The organism is Roseobacter insulae (assembly GCF_019375555.1).
Classification (GTDB): domain Bacteria; phylum Pseudomonadota; class Alphaproteobacteria; order Rhodobacterales; family Rhodobacteraceae; genus Roseobacter; species Roseobacter insulae.
Genome location: NZ_JAHXDN010000002.1, coordinates 160,744 through 179,659, shown reverse-complemented (window position 1 = coordinate 179,659; position 18,916 = coordinate 160,744). Strand labels below are relative to the sequence as shown.

Sequence of the window (18,916 nt, the reverse complement as noted above, 5' to 3'; positions counted from 1 at the left end):
GGCGCCCTCCCCTTCGTATGGCCGGACCATAAGCGGCACCATGGCCGGATACAATGCCGCCCCGCTTGTCCGTTGCCGTGCAGGCCCCAAGCGCCTAGAGAGATGGCATGACACAGCAAACGCTCCTTCTCGGCCAGACTTTCGAGGCCCGTGGCAACCCGATGACCACGCCCTGGGAGGAGGTTATCACCGTCAACTCGGGCGGTGCGGTGCTTATCGAGGCGGGCCGGATCTCCGACCTTGGCGACGCGCGGCTCCTGCGCCGGGCATACCCCGATGCGACGGTGCATGATTACGGGCACCACCTGATCTGCCCCGGGTTTGTCGATGCCCATGTGCACTACCCACAGACGGCCATCATCGCCAGTTGGGGCAAGCAGCTGATCGACTGGTTGAACACCTATACCTTTCCCGAGGAAATGCGGCTGAGTGATCCCGCATATGCGCAGGCCATCGCCGCGCGGTATCTTGAACTGGCTCTGGATCACGGCACGACAACAATGTGTTCCTATGCCACCATCCATCCGGGCAGTGTCGATGCGTTTTTCACTGCGGCAGGGGCGCGGGGCTTGCGGACAGTCGCGGGCAAGACCTGCATGGACAGAAATGCACCGGAGGGACTGCGCGATACGGCGCAATCGGCCTATGATGACAGCAAGACGCTTCTGGAGCGATGGCATGGTCAGGGGCGCGCCAGCTATGCAATCACGCCACGTTTTTCTCCCACGTCAACGTCGGAGCAGCTGAGCGCACTTGGCGCATTATGGGCCGAGCATCCCGATTGTCTGATGCAGACACATCTGTCCGAGCAACTGCCCGAGATCGCGTGGGTGCGGGATCTCTTCCCCGCAGCGCGAGACTATCTGGACACCTACGAGGCGCATGGGATGGTCGGGCCACGCGCGGTTTACGGGCATGCAATCCACCTCGAACCCAGAGAGAAGGACCGCATCGCGGAGGCCGGTGCCGCGCTGGTACACTGTCCGACCTCCAACACCTTCATCGGGTCGGGGCTGATGGACGTGGCAGGCCTCGCCGCGCGGCGCATCCCACTGGGGCTGGCAACGGACACCGGGGGCGGGTCGTCGTTCTCGATGCTGCACACGATGGCGGCAGCCTACGAAATCGCACAGTTGCGCGGCACGGCGCTGCATCCTGCGCAATTGCTGTGGCTGGCCACCGCAGGATCCGCCCGCAGCCTGCACCTGCACGGTCAAATCGGCACGCTGGTGCCGGGACAGGAGGCCGACATCACCATTCTGGATCTCGCCTCGACGCCCGCGATTGCGCAACGCAGCAGCGCGGCGAACGACATCTGGGAGGCGGTGTTCCCTACGATCATGATGGGCGATGACCGCGCAATTGCGGATGTCTGGATCAAGGGCGCCAAACGCGTCGCGATGGAACCGGCGCCGGGTTAACGCGGCGGCTGCAGGGGCAATCTGATCAGCAGCCGGGGGCGGCAAGCACCATGACCCAGATCCGCCCCGGTGCCTCGACAAGCGCGAACTCTGTGACCTCGCGCGACAGCATGTTCCGCCTGTGACCGCGGGAATTGGCCCAACCGGACATCACCTCTTGCAGTGTCGCCTGCCCCTTGGCAATATTTTCAGCAACAACACACCATCTGTACCCGGTGCGCGACACCCTTTGCGCCACGTCCGACCCATCGCTGCCGCGATGATCGAAAAACTCCCACGCGGCCATGTCGCGCGCATGCCGCAGCGCCGCGGTTTCCAGAAGATCAGAGTAGCTGAGCGCAGCACGGTTGTTGGCGGCTCGAAAGCTGTTCAGGGCCTCGGTGGCGGCCGTATCCGCCGCCCCGGCACCGGCGCCACCCAAAAGGATCAGAGCGATCAGAAGCGCTTTCACATGGCCTCCCGCAGTGCGCGCGCCATGCGGTTTTGCCGTGCCACCACCGACGACAGGTTCAGGGTGGTGATCTGCCCGTCGCGCACCACTGCGCGGCCTTCGACTATCAGGTCGCGCACGGTTGTCGGCCCGGCCAACAACAACGCCGCCGGGTCCCAGCTGCCCGCCGCCGTGACCCCGGACACGTCCCAAATCGCGATATCGGCGCGGCACCCCACGGCGATCCGTCCACATTCCGGGCGGCCCAGGACATCGGCACCGCCCCGCGTGGCGATTTCCAGCGCCGTGCGGGCACTCATCGCCTCCGCGCCCTGTGCCACCCGCTGCAGCAACATGGCCTGTCGCGCCTCCAGCACCAGATTGCCTGCGTCATTGCTGGCCGACCCGTCCACGCCAAGCCCCACGGGCACGCCCGCCGCACGCATGGATGTGACCGGCGCAATGCCACTGCCCAAGCGGCAGTTGGAGCACGGGCAATGCGCGACACCCGTCCCGGTTTCGGCGAAGAGCGCAATCTCTGAAGGGTCCAGTTTGACACAATGGGCGTGCCAGACGTCCCGCCCGACCCAGCCCAGCTCCTGCGCATATTGTCCGGGGCGGCAGCCGAATGTTTCGAGCGAATAGGCAATATCCTCGTCGTTCTCAGCCAGATGCGTATGCATCATGACCTTCTTGTCCCGCGCCAAAAGCGCCGCATCGCGCATCAGGTCCCGACTGACCGAGAACGGCGAACACGGTGCCACCCCAACCCGGCACATCGCATCGGGCTTGGGGTCGTGGAAGGCGTCGATAACGCGGATACAGTCCTCAAGAATGGCAGTTTCATCTTCGACCAGGACATCCGGCGGCAACCCTCCCGCGGACTGGCCGATACTCATGGCCCCGCGAGTTGGATGGAACCTTATCCCAAGCTCCGCCGCTGCGTGGATGGTGTCTTCGAGCCGTGCTCCGTTCGGAAAGAGGTAGAGGTGATCGCTGCTCATCGTGCAGCCCGAAAGCGCCAGTTCCGCCAAACCGACCTGTGCGGAGGTGAACATATGCTCCGGCGTGAACTGTGCCCAGATCGGGTAAAGCGTCTGCAACCAGCCAAACAGCAAGGCATCCTGACCGCCCGGAACGGCCCGCGTGAGCGATTGGTAAAGGTGGTGATGCGTGTTCACCAGACCGGGCGTCACAACACATCCTGAGGCATCAATGACCGGACCATCATGGGACAGATCGTGACCGATTTCTGCAATGACCCCGTCCCTCGTCAGTACGTCGGCACCCGTCAACTCACGGCGGGCGTCGTCCATGGTCAGCAGATGCGCGGCGCCCCTGATCAAGATCGCGGTCATCCGAGGGACGCCCGCAGCACGTCCAGCGCCTTTTGATGGATGTCCCTGTTTGCAGCGGCAATGGCGCGACCGCCAGCGTGCGCGGGGCCACCCTGCCAATCTGTGACAATGCCCCCGGCAGCTTCCACCAGGGCAATTGGCGCATGAATGTCATAGGGTTGCAGACCGGCCTCGATCACCAGATCAATCTGACCGGCCGCCAGCAAGGCATAGGCATAACAATCCATGCCGTACCGCGTCAGCTTGACATGCTCGCAGACAGCGCGAAACGCCCCGCCTTCTTCCGAGGTGCCGACCTCCGGAAATGTCGTGAAAATGATCGCCTCGGAGAGATGCCGGGTGGACCGCGTCTTCAGCAGCACCTCGCCGCGTGGTCCGGAAACGACGGCACGGTCCTCCGCACCGATGAAACGCTCGCCGATATAGGGCTGATCGATCATTCCGTAGATCGGACCCGCCTCGGTGGAGACCGCGATCAGCACGCCCCAGGTCGGCGTGCCGCTGATGAAGCCACGGGTTCCATCGATCGGATCGAGCACCCAGGTCAGGCCGGATGTGCCGGGCGTGCTGCCGTATTCCTCTCCCAGAATCGCGTCTTGGGGGCGCTGCTCGGACAGGATTGCGCGCATCGCCCGTTCCGCCGCCCTGTCCGCCTCCGTAACCGGGTCGAAGCCCTCGGCAAGCTTGTTTTCCGAGGCAAGACCGGAATGTCTGAAATAGGGTAAGATCACCTCCCTGGCGGCATCGGCCAACAGCCGCGCCGTTCGGTCAATATCGGAAAGGTTCACTGCAGCAGGATGAAGGGCGTCGGTCATTTACAAGAGGTGCCAGCATGATGCGACAGAGGCAAGCGCTGCGCGCAGCGAATTTCGCTGCGCGCCCAAAGTTTCTTCAGTTGGAAAGAGTGGCGGATCAGGCGACGTCGCTCAGGACGCGCGCCAGTTCAAACAAACGACGTCTCTGGTTTTCGGGGATCGCATAATAAGAGCGCACAAGATCCATTGCCTCTTTGTCACCCATCATATCAGCGGGTACCGCATCTTGCGCAGCCGCTTCCGCGTCATCGGTTTTCAGACCCTCGAAGAAAAACGCAACGTCCACTTCAAGGGCATCTGCGATGTCCCACAGGCGGGACGCACTCACGCGGTTCGCTCCAGTTTCGTATTTTTGTATCTGCTGGAATTTGATCCCAACGCATTCTGCAAGTTTCTGCTGTGTCATTCCAACGAGCCACCGGCGCTGGCGAATTCGCTTTCCAACATGAACATCAACGACATGTACCATCTGATTAATCCTTGCATTTACCTTGTCAAAAAAGGTGACCGTTCGATCCTTCGGTCCTTCAGCACAACCTAGCCGCGATCACCACAAAACTGTTACGTACACAAACAATAAAGAAAATCGGTCTTCGATCAATAACAATCCCATCCCAATACTTTGAAGCTATCTGTGTTTATTCAAATGAGAGCTCTTCTTATCCTGCCTTTTCAGTGATTTTGCTGTTTCGCCAAGCGAAACGTAATTTCATCTAAAATTTTTCATAAACACTGTAATACGATCATTTAAACACACCCACTGGTTGTATTCCAGAAATTTTTTCAGAAAATGCCGCGAAACGTCCCTCAACCCATTTGCAAAATATTGCACGTAACGCGGCGAAATCCATCGGCGGAAACCATCAGATATCCGAAATTTTTGGCAAGATATCGCCGATCCAAAGCAAATTATTGAGACCAATGCGTGCACAGGCTGGCCGGCTCACCCGAATCCGAGCAGCCGGTGATGCGCTCTTCGGACCGCGCGGGCCTTAACCCGCTTTCAGACGGATCGCCTCGGCCCCGCAGAACGCGCGCCGTAAAAAATCCGCCAATGTGTCATGCACCAGATCTTTTTTCGATTGGGCGCCGTAAAGGTTGATCAACTGCATGGGCAGGTCGGGCAGCGCGCCCGCGTGCTCGATCCGTTCCAGATGCGGCGGCTCGGTGCCTTCGATCATGGTGTGGACGGCCAGATCGGCGCTTACCGTGGCTTCGATTGTCCGGTCGCTTTCAGTTTCGACAATCACGTCCCAGGGAATGCTGGCGTTGTCGAGCGATTCAACAACCCGCGGTCTGAAGGTGCACAACCGGCCAAACGCAAGCTTCAGCGGTCTCTGACGCCACGCGGCGCCTCCCGGGGCGCCAATCCATCGCAGAGGTTTGCGGCACAGCGTTTCTGCACCCGGCTCCACGGCAGCTTCCGTTGTCAGGATCAAATCACATTCACCGCGCCCGAACTGTTCTTTCAGCGCGCGCGTGTAAGACGATACCAACTGGACTTTGACCCGCGGAAAGGCGGTATGAAACTGTTTAAGGACCTGTGGAATCGCCGGGTAAACAATGTCATGCGGCACGCCCAGAACGATCTCGCCCTCATAGGCCTGGTCGGTCAGGCGACCGATCACCTCGTCGTTCAGCGCAACCATGCGCCGCGCGTAGACCAACAGCTGCTCCCCGGATGCCGTGAGAGCGATTGTCCGCCCCGTGCGGTCCAGCAGTTCCAGGCCCAGCAATTCCTCCAGCCGTTTCAACTGCATCGATACGGCCGACTGCGTGAGGTGCAAAAAACCCGCGGCGCGGGTCACGCCGCCGGAGTCCGCGACCGCCACAAAGGATCGCAACGTCGTAATATCCAGATTTCTCATATCAACATCCTTGATGCGATCATTCACAAACATTCGCTTTTAAAATGATACCTGCTTTGCCAGATATATCAAGTAATTTGATGAAGACCCGAAAATGCATCACGAAAGGACTTGCACCATGGCACTGATAGACCACTTCACCCTTTCCTGGCCGAAAACCCCCGGCACCCGATTTGTCGGTTTCGGCGCATTGCTCAAGCTGTGGCGTTCCCGCAAGGCGCTCGCCAAGCTGGACAAGCACCAGCTGGATGATATCGCCGTCACGCCCGAGGCGGCAGAACGCGAAGCTCACAAGCCTGTCTGGGACGTCCCGAACACGTGGAAAAACCTATGAAATCTGGTGGGATGGGTGTCCGGAGTGTTGCATTGTTAACGGTTCGTTAGCCAATTCGCATCAATCGGACATGTTCCTGACCGAAAAACCTTGAAATAACCTTCACCGCCACCGATATTTACGCCAGAGCGCGCAGAAGGTCTGCAGCGCATAAAAAAGTTTCTATTGGAGGTCTTAATGGCTGACGTGAATACAATCCGGTCTGCGGCCGGATCCCGCGCCGCCCAGATTGATGAGGGTCTGCGCACCCATATGAACAAGGTCTACGGCACGATGTCCGTGGGCATGTTGATCACATTCGCCGTGGCATGGGCCGTCGGTACGGCACCTGCGCTGCTGTCTGTGTTCCGTGATCCGATCACGCTGCAACCCAATATCCTGGGCTGGATCGTGATGTTCGCACCGCTGGGCATGGTCTTTGCCTTTGGCGCTGCCATCAATCGTCTGTCGGCGGCTGGCGCCCAGCTGTTCTTTTACACCTTCGCGGGCGTCATGGGCCTGTCGCTGTCGTGGATCTTCGTGGCGTTCACGGGCTTTTCGATCGCACAGATATTCCTGATCACGTCGATCGCTTTTGCCGGTCTGTCGCTCTGGGGTTACACCACCAAGAAAGACATTTCCGGCTGGGGCAGCTTTCTGATCATGGGCGTTATCGGCCTGGTTGTCGCGTCCATCGTGAACATCTTCCTTGGCTCCCCTGCGATCATGTTTGCGGTGTCGGCAATTGGCGTTCTGATCTTCGCGGGTCTCACGGCCTATGATACGCAGAACATCAAAAACACCTACCTGGCCCACGCCCATCACGGCGACCAGGAATGGCTCCAGAAATCCGGTATCATGGGCGCTTTGAGCCTGTACCTGAACTTTATCAACATGTTCATGATGTTGCTGCAACTGTTCGGAAACAGGGAATAACAGCAGCCCTGACTGCAACGACACAAAGCCCGCCAAACCCGGAGTTTGGCGGGCTTTTTCTTTGCCATATCCCTTGATCCAAGCGCTGATGCGACAGATCAGCAGCATTGTGACTCGCCAACCACCCTGGGTGGCGGCCGATGTCAACCATTGTCGGCGGGGGCTGGCCCGGCTGGATCAGCGTAACCCGTCTTTCCCGGTCACGTCCCATGCTTCCAGCCCGCCCATGCGGCTGTGCACACGGCCACCGCAGGACATCGCAAGGGCAAACACTACTTCGTCTGCTTTCGGACCATCGGGCAGGCCGACTTCGATGCCATCGAAATGACTGCGCACATAAGCCGCGTTGATATGCCCCAGCGGAATGTCCAGCCGCGTCCCGACACCACCCCGTTTCATGCAGGAGGGCACGATGGCGTTGGATTGCCCCAAGAGGCCGCGCATCGCGTAGCCTCCGGGAACGTGCCACAAGGCCGCGTGTTCCAGCTCGCCCGCCTCGCCGACAATCGCCCCCTTGCCATACCCATCAACCGCTGCCTTGCCCCCCAGCGCCGCGATCAGTCGCTCGCTCATTTCGGCGCCCAATGGCTTGAGGCTGTCCATTGCAGACTGCAAATCAGGCTCGTAAACGCCAGCGAAGGGGTTCCTCACGCATGCAATCATCGCGCCAAGGCGGCGCGGTGCATCGGGCGCAGGCCCGCCATCGTGATGAACGTCTTCGACGATGAGCTGCATTTTACGAACCGGGAAATCAGGCATCGGCCAATCCTTTTGTTACTGTGGTGTCTGGAACCCCTTGCAGCCCGACGCAGCGCCCTTGCAGCAACAGGCTCGCATCGGCGATAAGCCCCCGCCTGTGAAACTCCCTTGCCGCGGTCAGTCCGGAATCCAGCGCCTGCCGTTTTTCACTTTCAGACAAGGCGGGGACGGCGACGGTCACCGGGCGCGTGCCCAGATCGCTGTCCGGCGCGAGATCGCTGGCCGGGAGGCGCTCGATTGCGCGGTGGGAGGGTATGTCAACGGCATTGGCAATAAGCGTCGCCGCCACATCGGCCTGTGCCGCGCAGTCAGCCACGACCGTAACCGCATCTGCAATGCCCAGCGAGTGACTGCGGCCACGCCAGCCCGACGTGGCCACCCCACGGGCAGGGTCCCTGTCCGTAACGATGATCTTTCCTGCCGGGCTGAGCGATGTAAATGACTGCGCGCCCGCGATGTGAAAGGCGATATCTCCGCCATTGTTGACATACGCCTTGGACACCGCGCGGCCCCGCAGCATCGCGCCGAGAATCTCATCGGCCACGGCCCCGGCAACGGCGGCCATCGGGGTCACGAACGCATCGCCAAAGGGGGCGACAGCCGCAGCCATGCGCCGGGCCACCGGATCGGTAAACCGGCTGTTCGCCCCACCCGGGCGGCGCAAGAGCGGCAACTCGGACACCAGCCCGGTGAGAATGCTTTCGAACCTCTCAATCGCAGCGGCGTAGCAGGCGGTGCGCTCAGGCCCCCATACCTCGATGATCAGGTCTATCGGCCCATGCTGCAAATGCAGGCGTTTCTTGTCCGGCAGCAGTGCGATCTGCGGTGCTTGCGTCATCGCGATGTTCCCAAGACCCGGCTGTCTGCGCCATAGTCGCCACCGCTTGACAGCACGTCCTTGAGATCCCGTATCGCGGCCTCGTGTCCGCCCAGCGAAAGATAATCGTCCCGTGTAGCGGTAAACTCCAGGGGCGCAACTAGCGCCGGTGTCGGCACGTAACCAAACGCGCCATCGGGCAGCACCGATACATCCACCATGATTGTGATGCCGCCTCCCGGCCAGACGTAAACCGGCGCGCCGCCCACTGTCACGCGGGTTTTTTCCGCATGTACTGATCGGGTAAGATGGATCGGATTTTGCGTCACACCGGACCGCAGCGACCCGCCTGCTCCCCCCATGAACAGGACGGTACAGCGTGCAGGTTCGCAGTTTTGCGCGATGAGATCGACCGAAGGTTGCAACTCTGCGGGCATCGGATGCGCCACCGGCTCCAGGTCTTCGTTCAGGACAAAATATCCAAAATGCTCTCCGGTCGTGGACACCATGAGCAAACTCAGACCGGCGCGCGCGCCTTTCGGGCCCCGCCACGGACCCAGGATGGTGAGCGGATCCTTGATGTCCGTGCCACCCCAGCCCATGCCCGGCCCGGCAACCCGAAAGTACCGCCCGGGCGTGGAGCGATGTCCGAGGATACGGATACCCGTCTCTGGCCAGTTGATGACCTTGCCGGCCTGATGTTCTGACACAACCCCGGTAATGTGATCGTCAACGACCACAACCTCGTCCACCAGCCCCCGCCATTGCGAGGCAAACATGCCGATCGTCGCGGACCCGCAACCAACCCGCATGCGTTCTTCTGCCGCGCCGTCCACGATCGGGGGGGCATCGGCCTGAACCACGACGGCAGAGCCCCCATCCACGGTAAGCTCGACCGCTTCCTTGTTGCACAGCCGCAAAAGCGCATCGCAGGTTTTGCGGCCTTCCGCTTTTGTCCCGCCGGTCAGGTGATCCACGCCGCCAAGCGACAGCATCTGCGAGCCATATTCCGAAGTCATGACATGGCCAATGTTCTCGCCCTCACAGCGCACGGTGGCAGCCTCGCGTCCAAGATGCCGATCCGTGTCGATCTTCACCTTGACACCGCAGTAGGAAAAAATCGCCTCGGTCACAACGGTGACGCAATCTACCCCGTCGATCTTCCGGCTGACGATGAACGGCGCTGGCTTGTAATCCGGATAGGTGGTGCCGGCACCGATGGCCGAGACGACAACGTCCTCTCCGGAGGCCATGTACCCATCCCAGTCCGCCGTCAGAAACGGTTTGATCTCGTCGCCTTTTTCAATCCGGCGGTCGAGGATGGTCAACGGATCGCAGCGGATGATTTTCCCGCCCTCGTTGGCATAGCGATCACAGGCACCGGCCTGACCGTCCGCAATGTAGCACATCACGGGACAGGCATCGCAGCGGATTTTTTCGGGGCGGCTCATGATCTTTCCCGAAGCGCGGCAAGCACCCGATGCGGCAAGGCGGGCGGGTTGGTGATCCGGGCGCCCGAGGCATGCCGGATGGCGTTCAAAATCGCCGGGGCGGTTGGAATGAGCACATGCTCGCCCAACCCTTTTGCCCCCATTGGTCCTTCCGGATCAGGTTTTTCAACAAGGATCGAGACGACCTCCGGCATATCGCCAATGGTCGGGATCAGATAGTCGTGCAGGTTCTCCGTGCGGCCCGGAATGAATTCCTCCATCAGGGCAAGCCCGAGCCCCTGTGCGATCCCCCCTTCGATCTGGCCTTCGGCGAGCAGCGGATTGATCGCGCGCCCCAGATCATGCGCAGCCGTGATCCTGAGCACGCGCGTTGTGCCCAGTTTCAGATCGACCTCCACCTCGGCCATCTGGGCACCGTATCCGTAAACCGCGTAGGGCGTGCCCTGGCCGTCTTCATCCAGCGCAGTTGTCGGCGGGTCGTATGTTTCCTCTGCCCGCAAAGCATATCCGAATGCGTCCACATCAAGATCAGACAGGGTGACCGTGCGGCTCGACCGCCCCTCGGTGACGCGCACCTCACCCGGTGCAACGATGATTTGAGCTGCCTCCGACAGGTTGGTCAGTCGAAGGATCTCGGCGCGCAGTGCGCGGCCGGCCGCCTCCGCCGCCCTGCCGGTGATGAAAGTATGCCGCGAGGCGGAGGTTTTGCCGCAATCAGGCGTCATCCCTGTATCCGGGCCGACAATTTCGACCCGGTGGATGGCAACACCAAGCGCATCCGCCGCGATCTGCGCGATCACCGTATTTGCTCCCTGCCCGATGTCGGTTGCACCCTGATGCAGGCGCAGGGCGCCGGCGGGTGTGATGCCAAGTCGAATGGTTGACGGATTGGGCAGTGCCGTATTGCCACAGCCGTACCAGCACGACGCAATACCCACGCCGCGTTTCCTGTCATCAGAGCCTGCATTGAAGGATGCCGCGTCTTTACCCGCGCGGTGCCAGTGTGGTTGCAGCGCATCGAGGCACTCTTTGATCCCAACGGCGTCGAGCTTCTGTCCGCAGGGTGTCGTGTCACCATCCACCAGCGCGTTGCGTTTGCGGAACTCCAGTCGGTCCAGCGCACATTTTTCCGCCAGCTCGTCATACAGCATCTCCTGGCAGATTGCGGCTTGCGGGACGCCGAAACCTCTGAACGCACCTGCTGTCGGGCCATGCGTGTGGATCGCCCGGCTGGTCGCGCGGTAATTGGGCGTTTTGTAAGGACCACAGGCGTGTACCGGCACCCGCGTGGCCACTGTCGGCCCCCAACTGGCATAGGACCCGGTATTGAAATCGCCGTGGAAAGTCATCCCGGTGATCTTGCCCTGTTCATCGGCACCGATTGTCGCGGTCATCGTGCCGGGGTGTCGCTTGGTGCTGGACCGCATGGATTCATTGCGGGAGAACACCATCCGACAGGGCCTTTTGGTCTTCAGAACAGCCAACCCGATGAGAGGTTGCACGGACAAATCGAGCTTTGCCCCGAATCCCCCACCCGCAGCGGCCGGAATGATACGAACCCGTTCAGGCGGCAAACCAAGAACTCTCGCCGTGTCGTCCCGGTCCATCACCGGTGCTTGTGTACAGGCCTGAATGACAAGCGTGTCGCCTTCCAACCACCCCACACCGGCCTCCGGCTCGATGTAGGCGTGCTCGACATAGGCGGTCCGGAACTCTCCTGTCACCCTGTGCGCCGAGGCGCGCAAGGCCTCCTGCGGTGCACCGGAAACGACCCTGCCACGGATGAGGGTGTTTTCTGGCCGGTGAGCGTGGAGCTGGGGTGCCTGCGCGCCACCTGCCTCTGCTTCGGTCAGCACATGTGGCCTGGGCGACCATGTTACCGGAAAATCCCCAAGGTCGAGGGCTTCGACGCGGGCCGCGTCCCCGACCACCAGCGCCACCGGCTCTCCCAGATAGCGCACGGTGCATTCCGCCAGTGCGGGTTGATCCGCGAGCGGAGGTATGACGCCAAAGGCATTGACCCCTGCAATGTCGGCAGATGTCATCACCGCAACGATGCCGCTGCGCGCCGCCGCCCATGCGGTCACGTCGCCCAACACGAAATCAGCATGAAAATGCGGGGACCGCACCGCTCTGATCAACAGGGTGCCCTCGGGGGCGTAGTCGGCGCCAAAGATTTCCGACCCATCCACCTTGGGCTGCCCGTCGAGGCGAGGCAGGCGCGCGCCCACGGACGCGCCCGGCAGGGGGCGCACGCTGTCCGGCAAGGTCCTGTTTGTCGCCACGACCGCCGTGACGATCTTGCGGTACCCCGTGCACCGGCACAAAACGCCACTAAGGGCTGTTTCAACCTGAGCCTCCGTCGGCAGCGGTGTGATCTGCAACAGTTCCATCGCAGCCATCATGACGCCGGGCGTGCAAATCCCGCATTGCGCGGCCCCGTGGGCAAGGAATGCCTTCTGCAACCGGCTTCGCAAGTCTGGTTCCGCGGTTTCAAGCGTTTCGACATTGCACCCGCTGATCTGAGCGACCGGTATAAGGCAGGCGCAGTGCTGCCTGCCATCCACCAGCACGGTGCAGGCCCCGCAGTCCCCCGCGTCACAGCCAACCTTGACACTTTTCAGACCAAGATGGTCACGCAAGACTTCTGACAATCGCGCGCCCGGTGAGGCAAAAACCGCATGTGGCTGCCCACCGACCGTGAAGGCGATATGCTGTTCGTGCGCGGTCATGCGGCCTGATCAACCTGTGTTCCCAGATCATCAAGAACACGCCGCAGCAATTCGGTTGCGGAGTGGATACGGTAGGCGACATCTGCCCGAATGTCGCTGGTCGGCGCAAGCACGGCTGCAACCTTTTCCTGCGTGACCACATGGCCTGATGGCGGGTGCCCGATCAGTTCGCCTTCGAGGTCCGGCAAACGGGTGGCAACGGGCCCACAGGCGCCAACCGACAGCGCCGCAGCAGTGACCGCCCCCTCGACGACCTCGACACGTGCGGCCACCATGACGATGGAGATCACGAGGTACTTGCGGGCTCCGAGCTTGAGAAAAGCACCCCGCCCGCTCAGGGCGGCACGCGGGATGAATACATGCGTCAGAAGCTCGTCGGCATCGCGCATAACGCGCCGGGGACCAACAATGAAATCCCGCAAAGGCACCTGCCGTGTCCCGCGGAGCGAGGACAGAACAACCTCCGCATCAAGGGTCAAGAGCGGGGGCACACCATCAGCCGCGGGCGATGCATTGCACAGGTTTCCCGCGATGGTGCCCCTGTTTTGTATCTGCAAGGCGCCCACTTCACGCGCCGCAAGCTGCAAACCGGCAAGGGCAGCTGGAAGATCGGCCTCGACGATATCGCGCCAGGTGGTGGTGGCGCCAATCCACAGACCCGCGTCCGACATCCGGATGCCCCGCAGCTCTGATACACCTGTCACGTCGAGAATATCGCCCGGCAATATCTTGCGTTCGGTTGCCGGGAACAGGTCGGTGCATCCTGCCGCAATCGTCAGATCATTCTGCTTCAGCGCCTGTAGGGCGTGCTGCACATCCGATGGTCTGAGGTACTTTGCGGGGTGCGTCATGATTCACCGAGATTGCTCGTATACAAACAGATGTTGCGGCAGGCCGCGCAAGCTGTCAATAAAATCACATGAGCACAAAACCGACCGACATTGATGCCTACCGCTTATCGGAACAGGCCGGGTTCAATCTGCGGCGTGCAAACCAGCGGCATGTGGCTATTTTTTCGCGCCTGGTCGAGGGGCTGACACCCACGCAGTTCGCGGCTCTGGCCCGCCTTTATGAATTCGGGGCATTGTCGCAAAATCGGCTGGGTCGGCTGACAGCAATGGACAGCGCAACGATCAAGGGTGTCGTGGAGCGACTGAAGGCAAAAGATCTTGTGAGTTCGCGTGCCGATCTGTCGGACCAGCGCCTGCGGCTGGTCGAGTTGTCAGACAAGGGACGCGAGGTGTTCGAACGGGCGCTTGGCGGCGCATTGGATGCGCGGGTCGAAACTCTTTCCCCCTTGACGGAAGAAGAAGCGAGGGCCTTCGAAGCCTTGCTTGCCAAGCTGGTCTAGCTCTCAGACCCCGACGTATTTCTTGAACAAGGCCGAGGTGCGATCCAGCGTTTTGGTGTCGACCACCTCCCTGCTGCGGCCGTTTTCGATGAACGCGACACGGTCAGAGAGCGTCAGAACCGCTTCGATACGCTGCTCCACCAGAACAATGGCAACCCCCTCGCGCCGCATCGCCTCGACCGTTTCGCGGATCAACCGGATCATCGATGGCTGCAAGCCTTCGGTCGGTTCATCCAGCAACAGGACCGAAGGCTCCAGACACAGGGCCCGGGCCGTGGCGAGCATCTGCTGTTCCCCCCCCGACAGGGTTTCGGCCCGCTGCGCAAGACGTTCCCGCAGCCTCGGAAACATCTCCAGAACCCGGTCACGGGTTGCAGGTCCCTTGTTGCGGGTCATCAGCCCGATATCGATGTTTTCCGCAACCGTAAGTTCTGCAAACAAGCGGCGCCCCTGCGGGACATAGCCAATCCCCTGTTTCGGCACATCGTGAGCCGGCAATGCGCTGAGGTCGTGACCATTCAGCGAAATCGCACCCGCGTGCAGCGCAAGCAACCCCATGATCGCCTTGAGCGTTGTCGTCTTGCCCGCACCATTGCGTCCCAGCAAGCACAGCACTTCACCCCGCTGCACCTCGAGATCGACACCGTAGAGCACCTGCACGGGCCCGTAGCCGGTACTGACCCCTTCCAGCTTCAGCATGTTTCACGTCCAAGGTAGGCGTCCTGCACCAAGGGGTCGGCGCTCACGGTTTCCGGGGTGCCGGAAGACAGCACACGCCCCTGTTGCAACACGGTGACTTCATCCGCCAGAGACATCACAACGTCCATGTTGTGCTCGATCAACAAGATCGTTGTTTCACCTGCGAGACTGCGGATCAGCGTGTTGAAACCGGCAATCTCGCTTTCTGACAGACCCTGCGTCGGCTCATCCAAGATCAGCAGCCGCGGCGATTGCGCCACACCCATTGCGAATTCCAGAAGCCGCTGGTGCCCGTAGGAGAGATCGCCGGCCAATTGATCGAGGCGCTCATCCAGACCCACGCGGCCCAGGGCGTCGAGGGCCGCGTCCTGATCGCGCATTCCTTGCGCCAGCGCGATGTTTTCGAACAGGCTGAGGCGGGCGTAAATGGCGGTGATCTGGAAAGTATAGGCCATGCCCAACCGCATCCGCTTGTGGGCAGGCCACGCGCTGATGTTCTGCCCGTCGAACCAGACCTCACCCGAAGTGGCGGGAGTGCGTCCTGACACCATGCCGACAAAGGTGCTCTTTCCTGCACCGTTAGGTCCGATCAGCGCATGGACAAGCCCCTGCCGCAACGAAAAATCAACCGCTTCCACCGCGGTCAGGCCCCCGTAAATCTTTGTCAGCAGCTTCGTTTCAAGCAACATCATGGCAACCACGGCGCCCAGCGTCTGCGCACCTCGCCCATGATCCCGGCACGGGCAAACAGGACGAGCAGCACCAATGCCAGCCCCGCGATCAGCATATAGGCATTTGTGAAGCCGCTCGAATAGTCGATCAGGTAGAACATGAAGACTGCTCCGACCAACGGCCCGATTGTTGTTCCCGCCCCGCCCAACAGCACCCAGAGGAGGGGAAAGATGGAGTATTGCACGGAAGCGAAGGTCGCGCCGACATAGCCGAACAACAACCCGTATGCGGCCCCTGCCGCGCCCGAGATGCTGCCGGAAATCAAGACGGCAAGAAACTTGTGACGGAAAACATCATAACCCAGCATTTGGGTACGCTCTTCGTTTTCCCGCACCGCGATCAACACGCGCCCGAAACGCACCTGCATCATCCGCGCGGTGATCAGCAATGCGGACGAAAAGAGCAGCAGGGCCGCAAGATACCGGATCAGCGGGTCCGTCAGGTCCATCCCGAGGACCTGGCGCGCGGCCTGCGGGATGACAAAGCCTTCGTCGCCCCGTGTCCATGTCCCGAAGTATAGGATGATCAGGAAGACCGATTGCGCGAACATCAGCGTCACGATCATGAACGCCACACCAATCGTTCGCAGCGCCAATACGCCCACAACGACGGACAGGACAGCCGCAGTGAGTATCCCGACGGCGAAAGCGGGTACCGGGGACATCCCGCCGTATTGCATGGCCAATCCGAGCCCGTACATCCCGGCAGCAAAGAACATCGCGTGGCCAAGGCTCAGCAGCCCCGTGTAACCGAAAAGAACATTGTATCCAATGGCATAGGTTGCCAGCACCATGATCCGCGCAAGATTGCCTTGATGGTAATCCGACAGCGTGAAACACAAGACAAAGAGACCTGCGATCACACCCAGATGTAACAGGAAGGACCGCGCTGACGGGCTCATGCGCGCTTCTTTCCGTAAAGCCCCTGCGGGCGGAAAACCAGCACCAGTGCAACCAGCAGCGTCGCGAGGATTTTCGCCAGCGTCGGGCTGAAAAAGACCGAGATGATGCCGTCCGACATCCCGATCAGCAGGGCGGCGACAACCGTGCCGCGCAATGACCCCAGACCACCGATGATCACGACGATGAAGCTCAGCAGCAGCGGGTCCGCCCCCATCAGGTAGTGCGCCTGCTGGATCGGCACGATCAGGACCGCGGCAAACGCCGCCAAAGCGGCCCCCAATCCGAAAACCAGCGAATAGACCCGCTCCACCGGGATGCCAAAGGTCAGGGCGGTTTCCCTGTCAAGCTGCGTGGCCCGCATGATCAGGCCAAAGCGGGAGCGGGACAGGAACAGCGCAAAGGACACCAGAATGACGGCGGCGGCGGCAATAACGAAGAGCTTGTAGGATGTTGTGCTCAGACCCCAGGGATAAAACAGGTTGAAGCCGTTTTCACCATATTCCAGCCATGGCAGCGGGATACGTGTGTTAAAGGGCGGCGCCACCGGACGCGCCTCTGGCCCGAAGGTCATCAGGGCGGTCTGCTGCATGATGTAGAGAATGCCGATCGTCGCGACGATCGTGGCTTCGGGGTCATAGTGCAGGCGTTTCAGGACCAGCCGATCCGCCAGAATCGCGACAAGCCCGGCCATCGCCGGCGCGATGAGAACCGCCGCCATGAAACCAAATGCGGGGTGGGCAGACATCGCGCTGGCCACGAACCACGCAACAACCGCGCCGAGCATATAGAATTCCCCATGCGCGACGTTCACGACCCGCATCACGCCGAAGACAAGCGACAAGCCCAGAGCGGTCAGCGCCAGCACAGCCGCGCCGACAGCGCCTTCCAATGTGGCGAGAAGGAGATGAGGACCAAATTCCATGAAGTCAGCGAGGCATCCTCCTCGAAGGCGGATGCCCCTGTGCGCTCCTCAGAATGCCATTGTGGTATAGTCAACCTCGTCCGGGTACAGCGTGTCCTCGACGGAGGTCGAATGTACGCGGGTCAGTTTACCGTTCTCCACGCGGCTGATGTACTGCCTGCCGAAAACCTGATGGGTTTTGCCATTGAACACTTTCGGCCCCTGCGGGTGCGCATCGCTTTCGGCCATGTCCGACATCGCCTCCACGGCCTCGATCAGCTTTTGACGATCCTGCGGACCCTGATAGTCTGCCGCCTCCATTCCGGCCTTGATGACGTGCAGCGTCTCCCAGCACCCGAACATATGCGAGTACGTGGAAACATCCGACGGGTCTGAAACCGACGCGCCATTGTCATCGACGCCCACCGCGGCGCGGAAATTCCTGTCAAAGCTTGTCTGGTCGGGCTGCGCATAGCGCGGGTTGCCTTCCCAGAAATACGTGCCCTCCAGAAACTCAAGACCGGGTGAGCCGAGGTCGACGGCTTCCAGAGAGTCGATGAAGCCGAATATCTCGGGGCTGGAGGGGCCGAAGAACTCGCCCAGTTCCTTCACGAAGGTCAGCACCGCCGGCCCCACCATCACGTGGTACAGTACCTCGGTATCACGCGGAATTTTCGGGAAGTACTTGGTGAAGGATGTCTCGGTCGGCGGGATCGCGATATGTTCGAGAACTTCACCGCCCTGCGCTGCGATAGCTGCCGTAAAAAAGTCGCGGTGATCATGCCCAAAGGCAAAATCGGGGAAGATCATCGTCACTTTCTTGCCGAGGTTTTCGCTGACATATGGGGCCATCGCCTGCACCTGGCTTTTGACGTCCGTGATGCCGGGCTGCAGCGTGTAGCGATTGAGTTTGCCGGACGCGACGTGATGACCCTCCGACACAACAAAATAGGGGATTTTCTGCTCACCAGCCGCCGGCGCGGAGCCGTAGACCACGTGACTGAAAAGCGTGCCGAAGGCGACGTCGGCACCATGCTGATTGGCGAATTTCTCCACAACCTCCGCACCGCGTTTCGGGTCTGTGCCATCGTCTTCGGCAATGATTTCCACGGGCCGCCCGTTAATGCCGCCCGCGTCATTGATCGCCTTTGTGGCGGCATCGGTGGTGCGCCCGTACCAGCGTCCGTAGGCCGCTCCGATACCGGTCGAGTGCTGTTGGAAGCCGATTTTGATCGGCGCAGAGGATTGCGCACTGGCAAATCGCGATACCAGAGGCGAGGCCGTCAACAGCCCGCCGGCCGCGGCGCCCTTCAGCAAACTACGCCGGCTTGTGATCAGTTTTTGAGTCATCTCAACTCTCCCTGTTGGCAGCATTTGGTTCGGGCCCCGTTCCATGCAGGACCTCGCTTTGACTGACATCAATGATTGTTT

Annotated in this window: 19 protein-coding genes; 4 read left to right on the top strand and 15 right to left on the bottom strand. The window is 61.0% G+C overall.

Annotation, left to right across the window (positions count from 1 at the left end):
- Positions 1 to 107: 107 nt before the first annotated feature.
- Positions 108 to 1,421: a guanine deaminase gene (guaD, locus tag KX928_RS07010; protein WP_219500464.1), complete on the top strand. Its 1,314-nt coding sequence runs from the start codon at positions 108 to 110 to the stop codon at positions 1,419 to 1,421.
- A 25-nt stretch (positions 1,422 to 1,446) separates the two neighbouring features.
- Here guaD and KX928_RS07005 read toward each other — a convergent pair whose 3' ends face one another.
- From KX928_RS07005 to KX928_RS06985, 5 genes are all read right to left on the bottom strand, one after another.
- Entirely contained in the window at positions 1,447 to 1,872 is a 426-nt protein-coding gene (locus tag KX928_RS07005) for a CAP domain-containing protein (RefSeq protein ID WP_219500462.1), read from the bottom strand.
- The gene (locus KX928_RS07000) at positions 1,869 to 3,209 is read right to left on the bottom strand and encodes an 8-oxoguanine deaminase (protein ID WP_219500460.1); all 1,341 of its coding nucleotides are present in this window, start codon (positions 3,207 to 3,209) and stop codon (positions 1,869 to 1,871) included. The genes KX928_RS07005 and KX928_RS07000 overlap by 4 nt, the downstream gene beginning before the upstream one ends.
- A complete protein-coding gene (gene hisN, locus KX928_RS06995; RefSeq protein WP_219500458.1) occupies positions 3,206 to 4,024 on the bottom strand; it encodes a histidinol-phosphatase in 819 nt (272 codons plus the stop codon). Before hisN ends, KX928_RS07000 begins: the two co-directional genes overlap by 4 nt.
- 97 nt (positions 4,025 to 4,121) lie before the next feature.
- Positions 4,122 to 4,493, bottom strand: coding sequence for a helix-turn-helix domain-containing protein (locus KX928_RS06990; RefSeq protein WP_219500456.1), 372 nt, complete (start codon positions 4,491 to 4,493; stop codon positions 4,122 to 4,124).
- Positions 4,494 to 5,016: 523 nt separating this feature from the next.
- Positions 5,017 to 5,892: a LysR family transcriptional regulator gene (locus tag KX928_RS06985; protein ID WP_219500455.1), complete on the bottom strand. Its 876-nt coding sequence runs from the start codon at positions 5,890 to 5,892 to the stop codon at positions 5,017 to 5,019.
- 118 nt (positions 5,893 to 6,010) lie between these two features.
- Between KX928_RS06985 and KX928_RS06980 the strand changes: the two genes are divergently transcribed.
- Together KX928_RS06980 and KX928_RS06975 are read left to right on the top strand one after the other, a co-directional pair.
- On the top strand, positions 6,011 to 6,226 hold the full coding sequence (locus tag KX928_RS06980; protein ID WP_219502158.1) for a DUF1127 domain-containing protein: 216 nt from the start codon (positions 6,011 to 6,013) through the stop codon (positions 6,224 to 6,226).
- 177 nt (positions 6,227 to 6,403) lie between these two features.
- The gene (locus tag KX928_RS06975) at positions 6,404 to 7,141 is read left to right on the top strand and encodes a Bax inhibitor-1/YccA family protein (protein ID WP_219500453.1); all 738 of its coding nucleotides are present in this window, start codon (positions 6,404 to 6,406) and stop codon (positions 7,139 to 7,141) included.
- Positions 7,142 to 7,318: 177 nt separating this feature from the next.
- Here the strand turns inward: KX928_RS06975 and KX928_RS06970 are convergent, their stop codons facing one another.
- From KX928_RS06970 to KX928_RS06950, 5 genes are read right to left on the bottom strand one after another with little or no spacing between them, the layout of a single operon-like run.
- The gene (locus KX928_RS06970) at positions 7,319 to 7,900 is read right to left on the bottom strand and encodes an amino acid synthesis family protein (protein WP_219500452.1); all 582 of its coding nucleotides are present in this window, start codon (positions 7,898 to 7,900) and stop codon (positions 7,319 to 7,321) included.
- Positions 7,893 to 8,738: a UPF0280 family protein gene (locus KX928_RS06965; protein ID WP_219500450.1), complete on the bottom strand. Its 846-nt coding sequence runs from the start codon at positions 8,736 to 8,738 to the stop codon at positions 7,893 to 7,895. The genes KX928_RS06970 and KX928_RS06965 overlap by 8 nt, the downstream gene beginning before the upstream one ends.
- Positions 8,735 to 10,168 carry a 6-hydroxynicotinate reductase gene (locus tag KX928_RS06960; protein ID WP_219500448.1) on the bottom strand — a complete coding sequence of 478 codons (1,434 nt, stop codon included), beginning with the start codon at positions 10,166 to 10,168 and terminating at the stop codon, positions 8,735 to 8,737. The genes KX928_RS06965 and KX928_RS06960 overlap by 4 nt, the downstream gene beginning before the upstream one ends.
- Positions 10,165 to 12,900 (bottom strand): molybdopterin-dependent oxidoreductase, encoded by a 2,736-nt coding sequence (locus KX928_RS06955; RefSeq protein ID WP_219500446.1) that lies wholly within the window; start codon positions 12,898 to 12,900, stop codon positions 10,165 to 10,167. The genes KX928_RS06960 and KX928_RS06955 overlap by 4 nt, the downstream gene beginning before the upstream one ends.
- Positions 12,897 to 13,751: an FAD binding domain-containing protein gene (locus tag KX928_RS06950; protein ID WP_219500444.1), complete on the bottom strand. Its 855-nt coding sequence runs from the start codon at positions 13,749 to 13,751 to the stop codon at positions 12,897 to 12,899. The genes KX928_RS06955 and KX928_RS06950 overlap by 4 nt, the downstream gene beginning before the upstream one ends.
- 68 nt (positions 13,752 to 13,819) lie before the next feature.
- Between KX928_RS06950 and KX928_RS06945 the strand changes: the two genes are divergently transcribed.
- Positions 13,820 to 14,251 (top strand): MarR family winged helix-turn-helix transcriptional regulator, encoded by a 432-nt coding sequence (locus KX928_RS06945; RefSeq protein ID WP_219500442.1) that lies wholly within the window; start codon positions 13,820 to 13,822, stop codon positions 14,249 to 14,251.
- Between the two features lie 3 nt (positions 14,252 to 14,254).
- Here the strand turns inward: KX928_RS06945 and KX928_RS06940 are convergent, their stop codons facing one another.
- Genes KX928_RS06940 through KX928_RS06920 form a run of 5 tightly spaced genes read right to left on the bottom strand, consistent with a single transcriptional unit; the run spans position 14,255 to position 18,835 of the window.
- Positions 14,255 to 14,950 (bottom strand): ABC transporter ATP-binding protein, encoded by a 696-nt coding sequence (locus KX928_RS06940; RefSeq protein WP_219500440.1) that lies wholly within the window; start codon positions 14,948 to 14,950, stop codon positions 14,255 to 14,257.
- Complete coding sequence (locus tag KX928_RS06935) at positions 14,944 to 15,642, bottom strand: ABC transporter ATP-binding protein (RefSeq protein WP_219500439.1); 699 nt, start codon at positions 15,640 to 15,642, stop codon at positions 14,944 to 14,946. The genes KX928_RS06940 and KX928_RS06935 overlap by 7 nt, the downstream gene beginning before the upstream one ends.
- On the bottom strand, positions 15,639 to 16,583 hold the full coding sequence (locus KX928_RS06930; protein ID WP_219500438.1) for a branched-chain amino acid ABC transporter permease: 945 nt from the start codon (positions 16,581 to 16,583) through the stop codon (positions 15,639 to 15,641). Before KX928_RS06930 ends, KX928_RS06935 begins: the two co-directional genes overlap by 4 nt.
- Complete coding sequence (locus tag KX928_RS06925) at positions 16,580 to 17,506, bottom strand: branched-chain amino acid ABC transporter permease (protein WP_219500436.1); 927 nt, start codon at positions 17,504 to 17,506, stop codon at positions 16,580 to 16,582. The genes KX928_RS06930 and KX928_RS06925 overlap by 4 nt, the downstream gene beginning before the upstream one ends.
- Positions 17,507 to 17,554: 48 nt before the next feature.
- Positions 17,555 to 18,835 carry an ABC transporter substrate-binding protein gene (locus tag KX928_RS06920; protein WP_219500434.1) on the bottom strand — a complete coding sequence of 427 codons (1,281 nt, stop codon included), beginning with the start codon at positions 18,833 to 18,835 and terminating at the stop codon, positions 17,555 to 17,557.
- Between the last annotated feature and the right edge of the window lie 81 nt (positions 18,836 to 18,916).

Excerpts from the sequence above, each read along its gene's own strand:
- guaD (WP_219500464.1), top strand. The coding sequence starts at position 108 with ATGACACAGCAAACGCTCCTTCTCGGCCAGACTTTCGAGGCCCGTGGC.
- KX928_RS07000 (WP_219500460.1), bottom strand. The coding sequence starts at position 3,209 with ATGACCGCGATCTTGATCAGGGGCGCCGCGCATCTGCTGACCATGGAC.
- hisN (WP_219500458.1), bottom strand. The coding sequence starts at position 4,024 with ATGACCGACGCCCTTCATCCTGCTGCAGTGAACCTTTCCGATATTGAC.
- KX928_RS06990 (WP_219500456.1), bottom strand. The coding sequence starts at position 4,493 with ATGGTACATGTCGTTGATGTTCATGTTGGAAAGCGAATTCGCCAGCGC.
- KX928_RS06985 (WP_219500455.1), bottom strand. The coding sequence starts at position 5,892 with ATGAGAAATCTGGATATTACGACGTTGCGATCCTTTGTGGCGGTCGCG.
- KX928_RS06980 (WP_219502158.1), top strand. The coding sequence starts at position 6,011 with ATGGCACTGATAGACCACTTCACCCTTTCCTGGCCGAAAACCCCCGGC.
- KX928_RS06975 (WP_219500453.1), top strand. The coding sequence starts at position 6,404 with ATGGCTGACGTGAATACAATCCGGTCTGCGGCCGGATCCCGCGCCGCC.
- KX928_RS06970 (WP_219500452.1), bottom strand. The coding sequence starts at position 7,900 with ATGCCTGATTTCCCGGTTCGTAAAATGCAGCTCATCGTCGAAGACGTT.
- KX928_RS06965 (WP_219500450.1), bottom strand. The coding sequence starts at position 8,738 with ATGACGCAAGCACCGCAGATCGCACTGCTGCCGGACAAGAAACGCCTG.
- KX928_RS06960 (WP_219500448.1), bottom strand. The coding sequence starts at position 10,168 with ATGAGCCGCCCCGAAAAAATCCGCTGCGATGCCTGTCCCGTGATGTGC.
- KX928_RS06955 (WP_219500446.1), bottom strand. The coding sequence starts at position 12,900 with ATGACCGCGCACGAACAGCATATCGCCTTCACGGTCGGTGGGCAGCCA.
- KX928_RS06950 (WP_219500444.1), bottom strand. The coding sequence starts at position 13,751 with ATGACGCACCCCGCAAAGTACCTCAGACCATCGGATGTGCAGCACGCC.
- KX928_RS06945 (WP_219500442.1), top strand. The coding sequence starts at position 13,820 with ATGAGCACAAAACCGACCGACATTGATGCCTACCGCTTATCGGAACAG.
- KX928_RS06940 (WP_219500440.1), bottom strand. The coding sequence starts at position 14,950 with ATGCTGAAGCTGGAAGGGGTCAGTACCGGCTACGGGCCCGTGCAGGTG.
- KX928_RS06935 (WP_219500439.1), bottom strand. The coding sequence starts at position 15,642 with ATGATGTTGCTTGAAACGAAGCTGCTGACAAAGATTTACGGGGGCCTG.
- KX928_RS06930 (WP_219500438.1), bottom strand. The coding sequence starts at position 16,583 with ATGAGCCCGTCAGCGCGGTCCTTCCTGTTACATCTGGGTGTGATCGCA.
- KX928_RS06925 (WP_219500436.1), bottom strand. The coding sequence starts at position 17,506 with ATGGAATTTGGTCCTCATCTCCTTCTCGCCACATTGGAAGGCGCTGTC.
- KX928_RS06920 (WP_219500434.1), bottom strand. The coding sequence starts at position 18,835 with ATGACTCAAAAACTGATCACAAGCCGGCGTAGTTTGCTGAAGGGCGCC.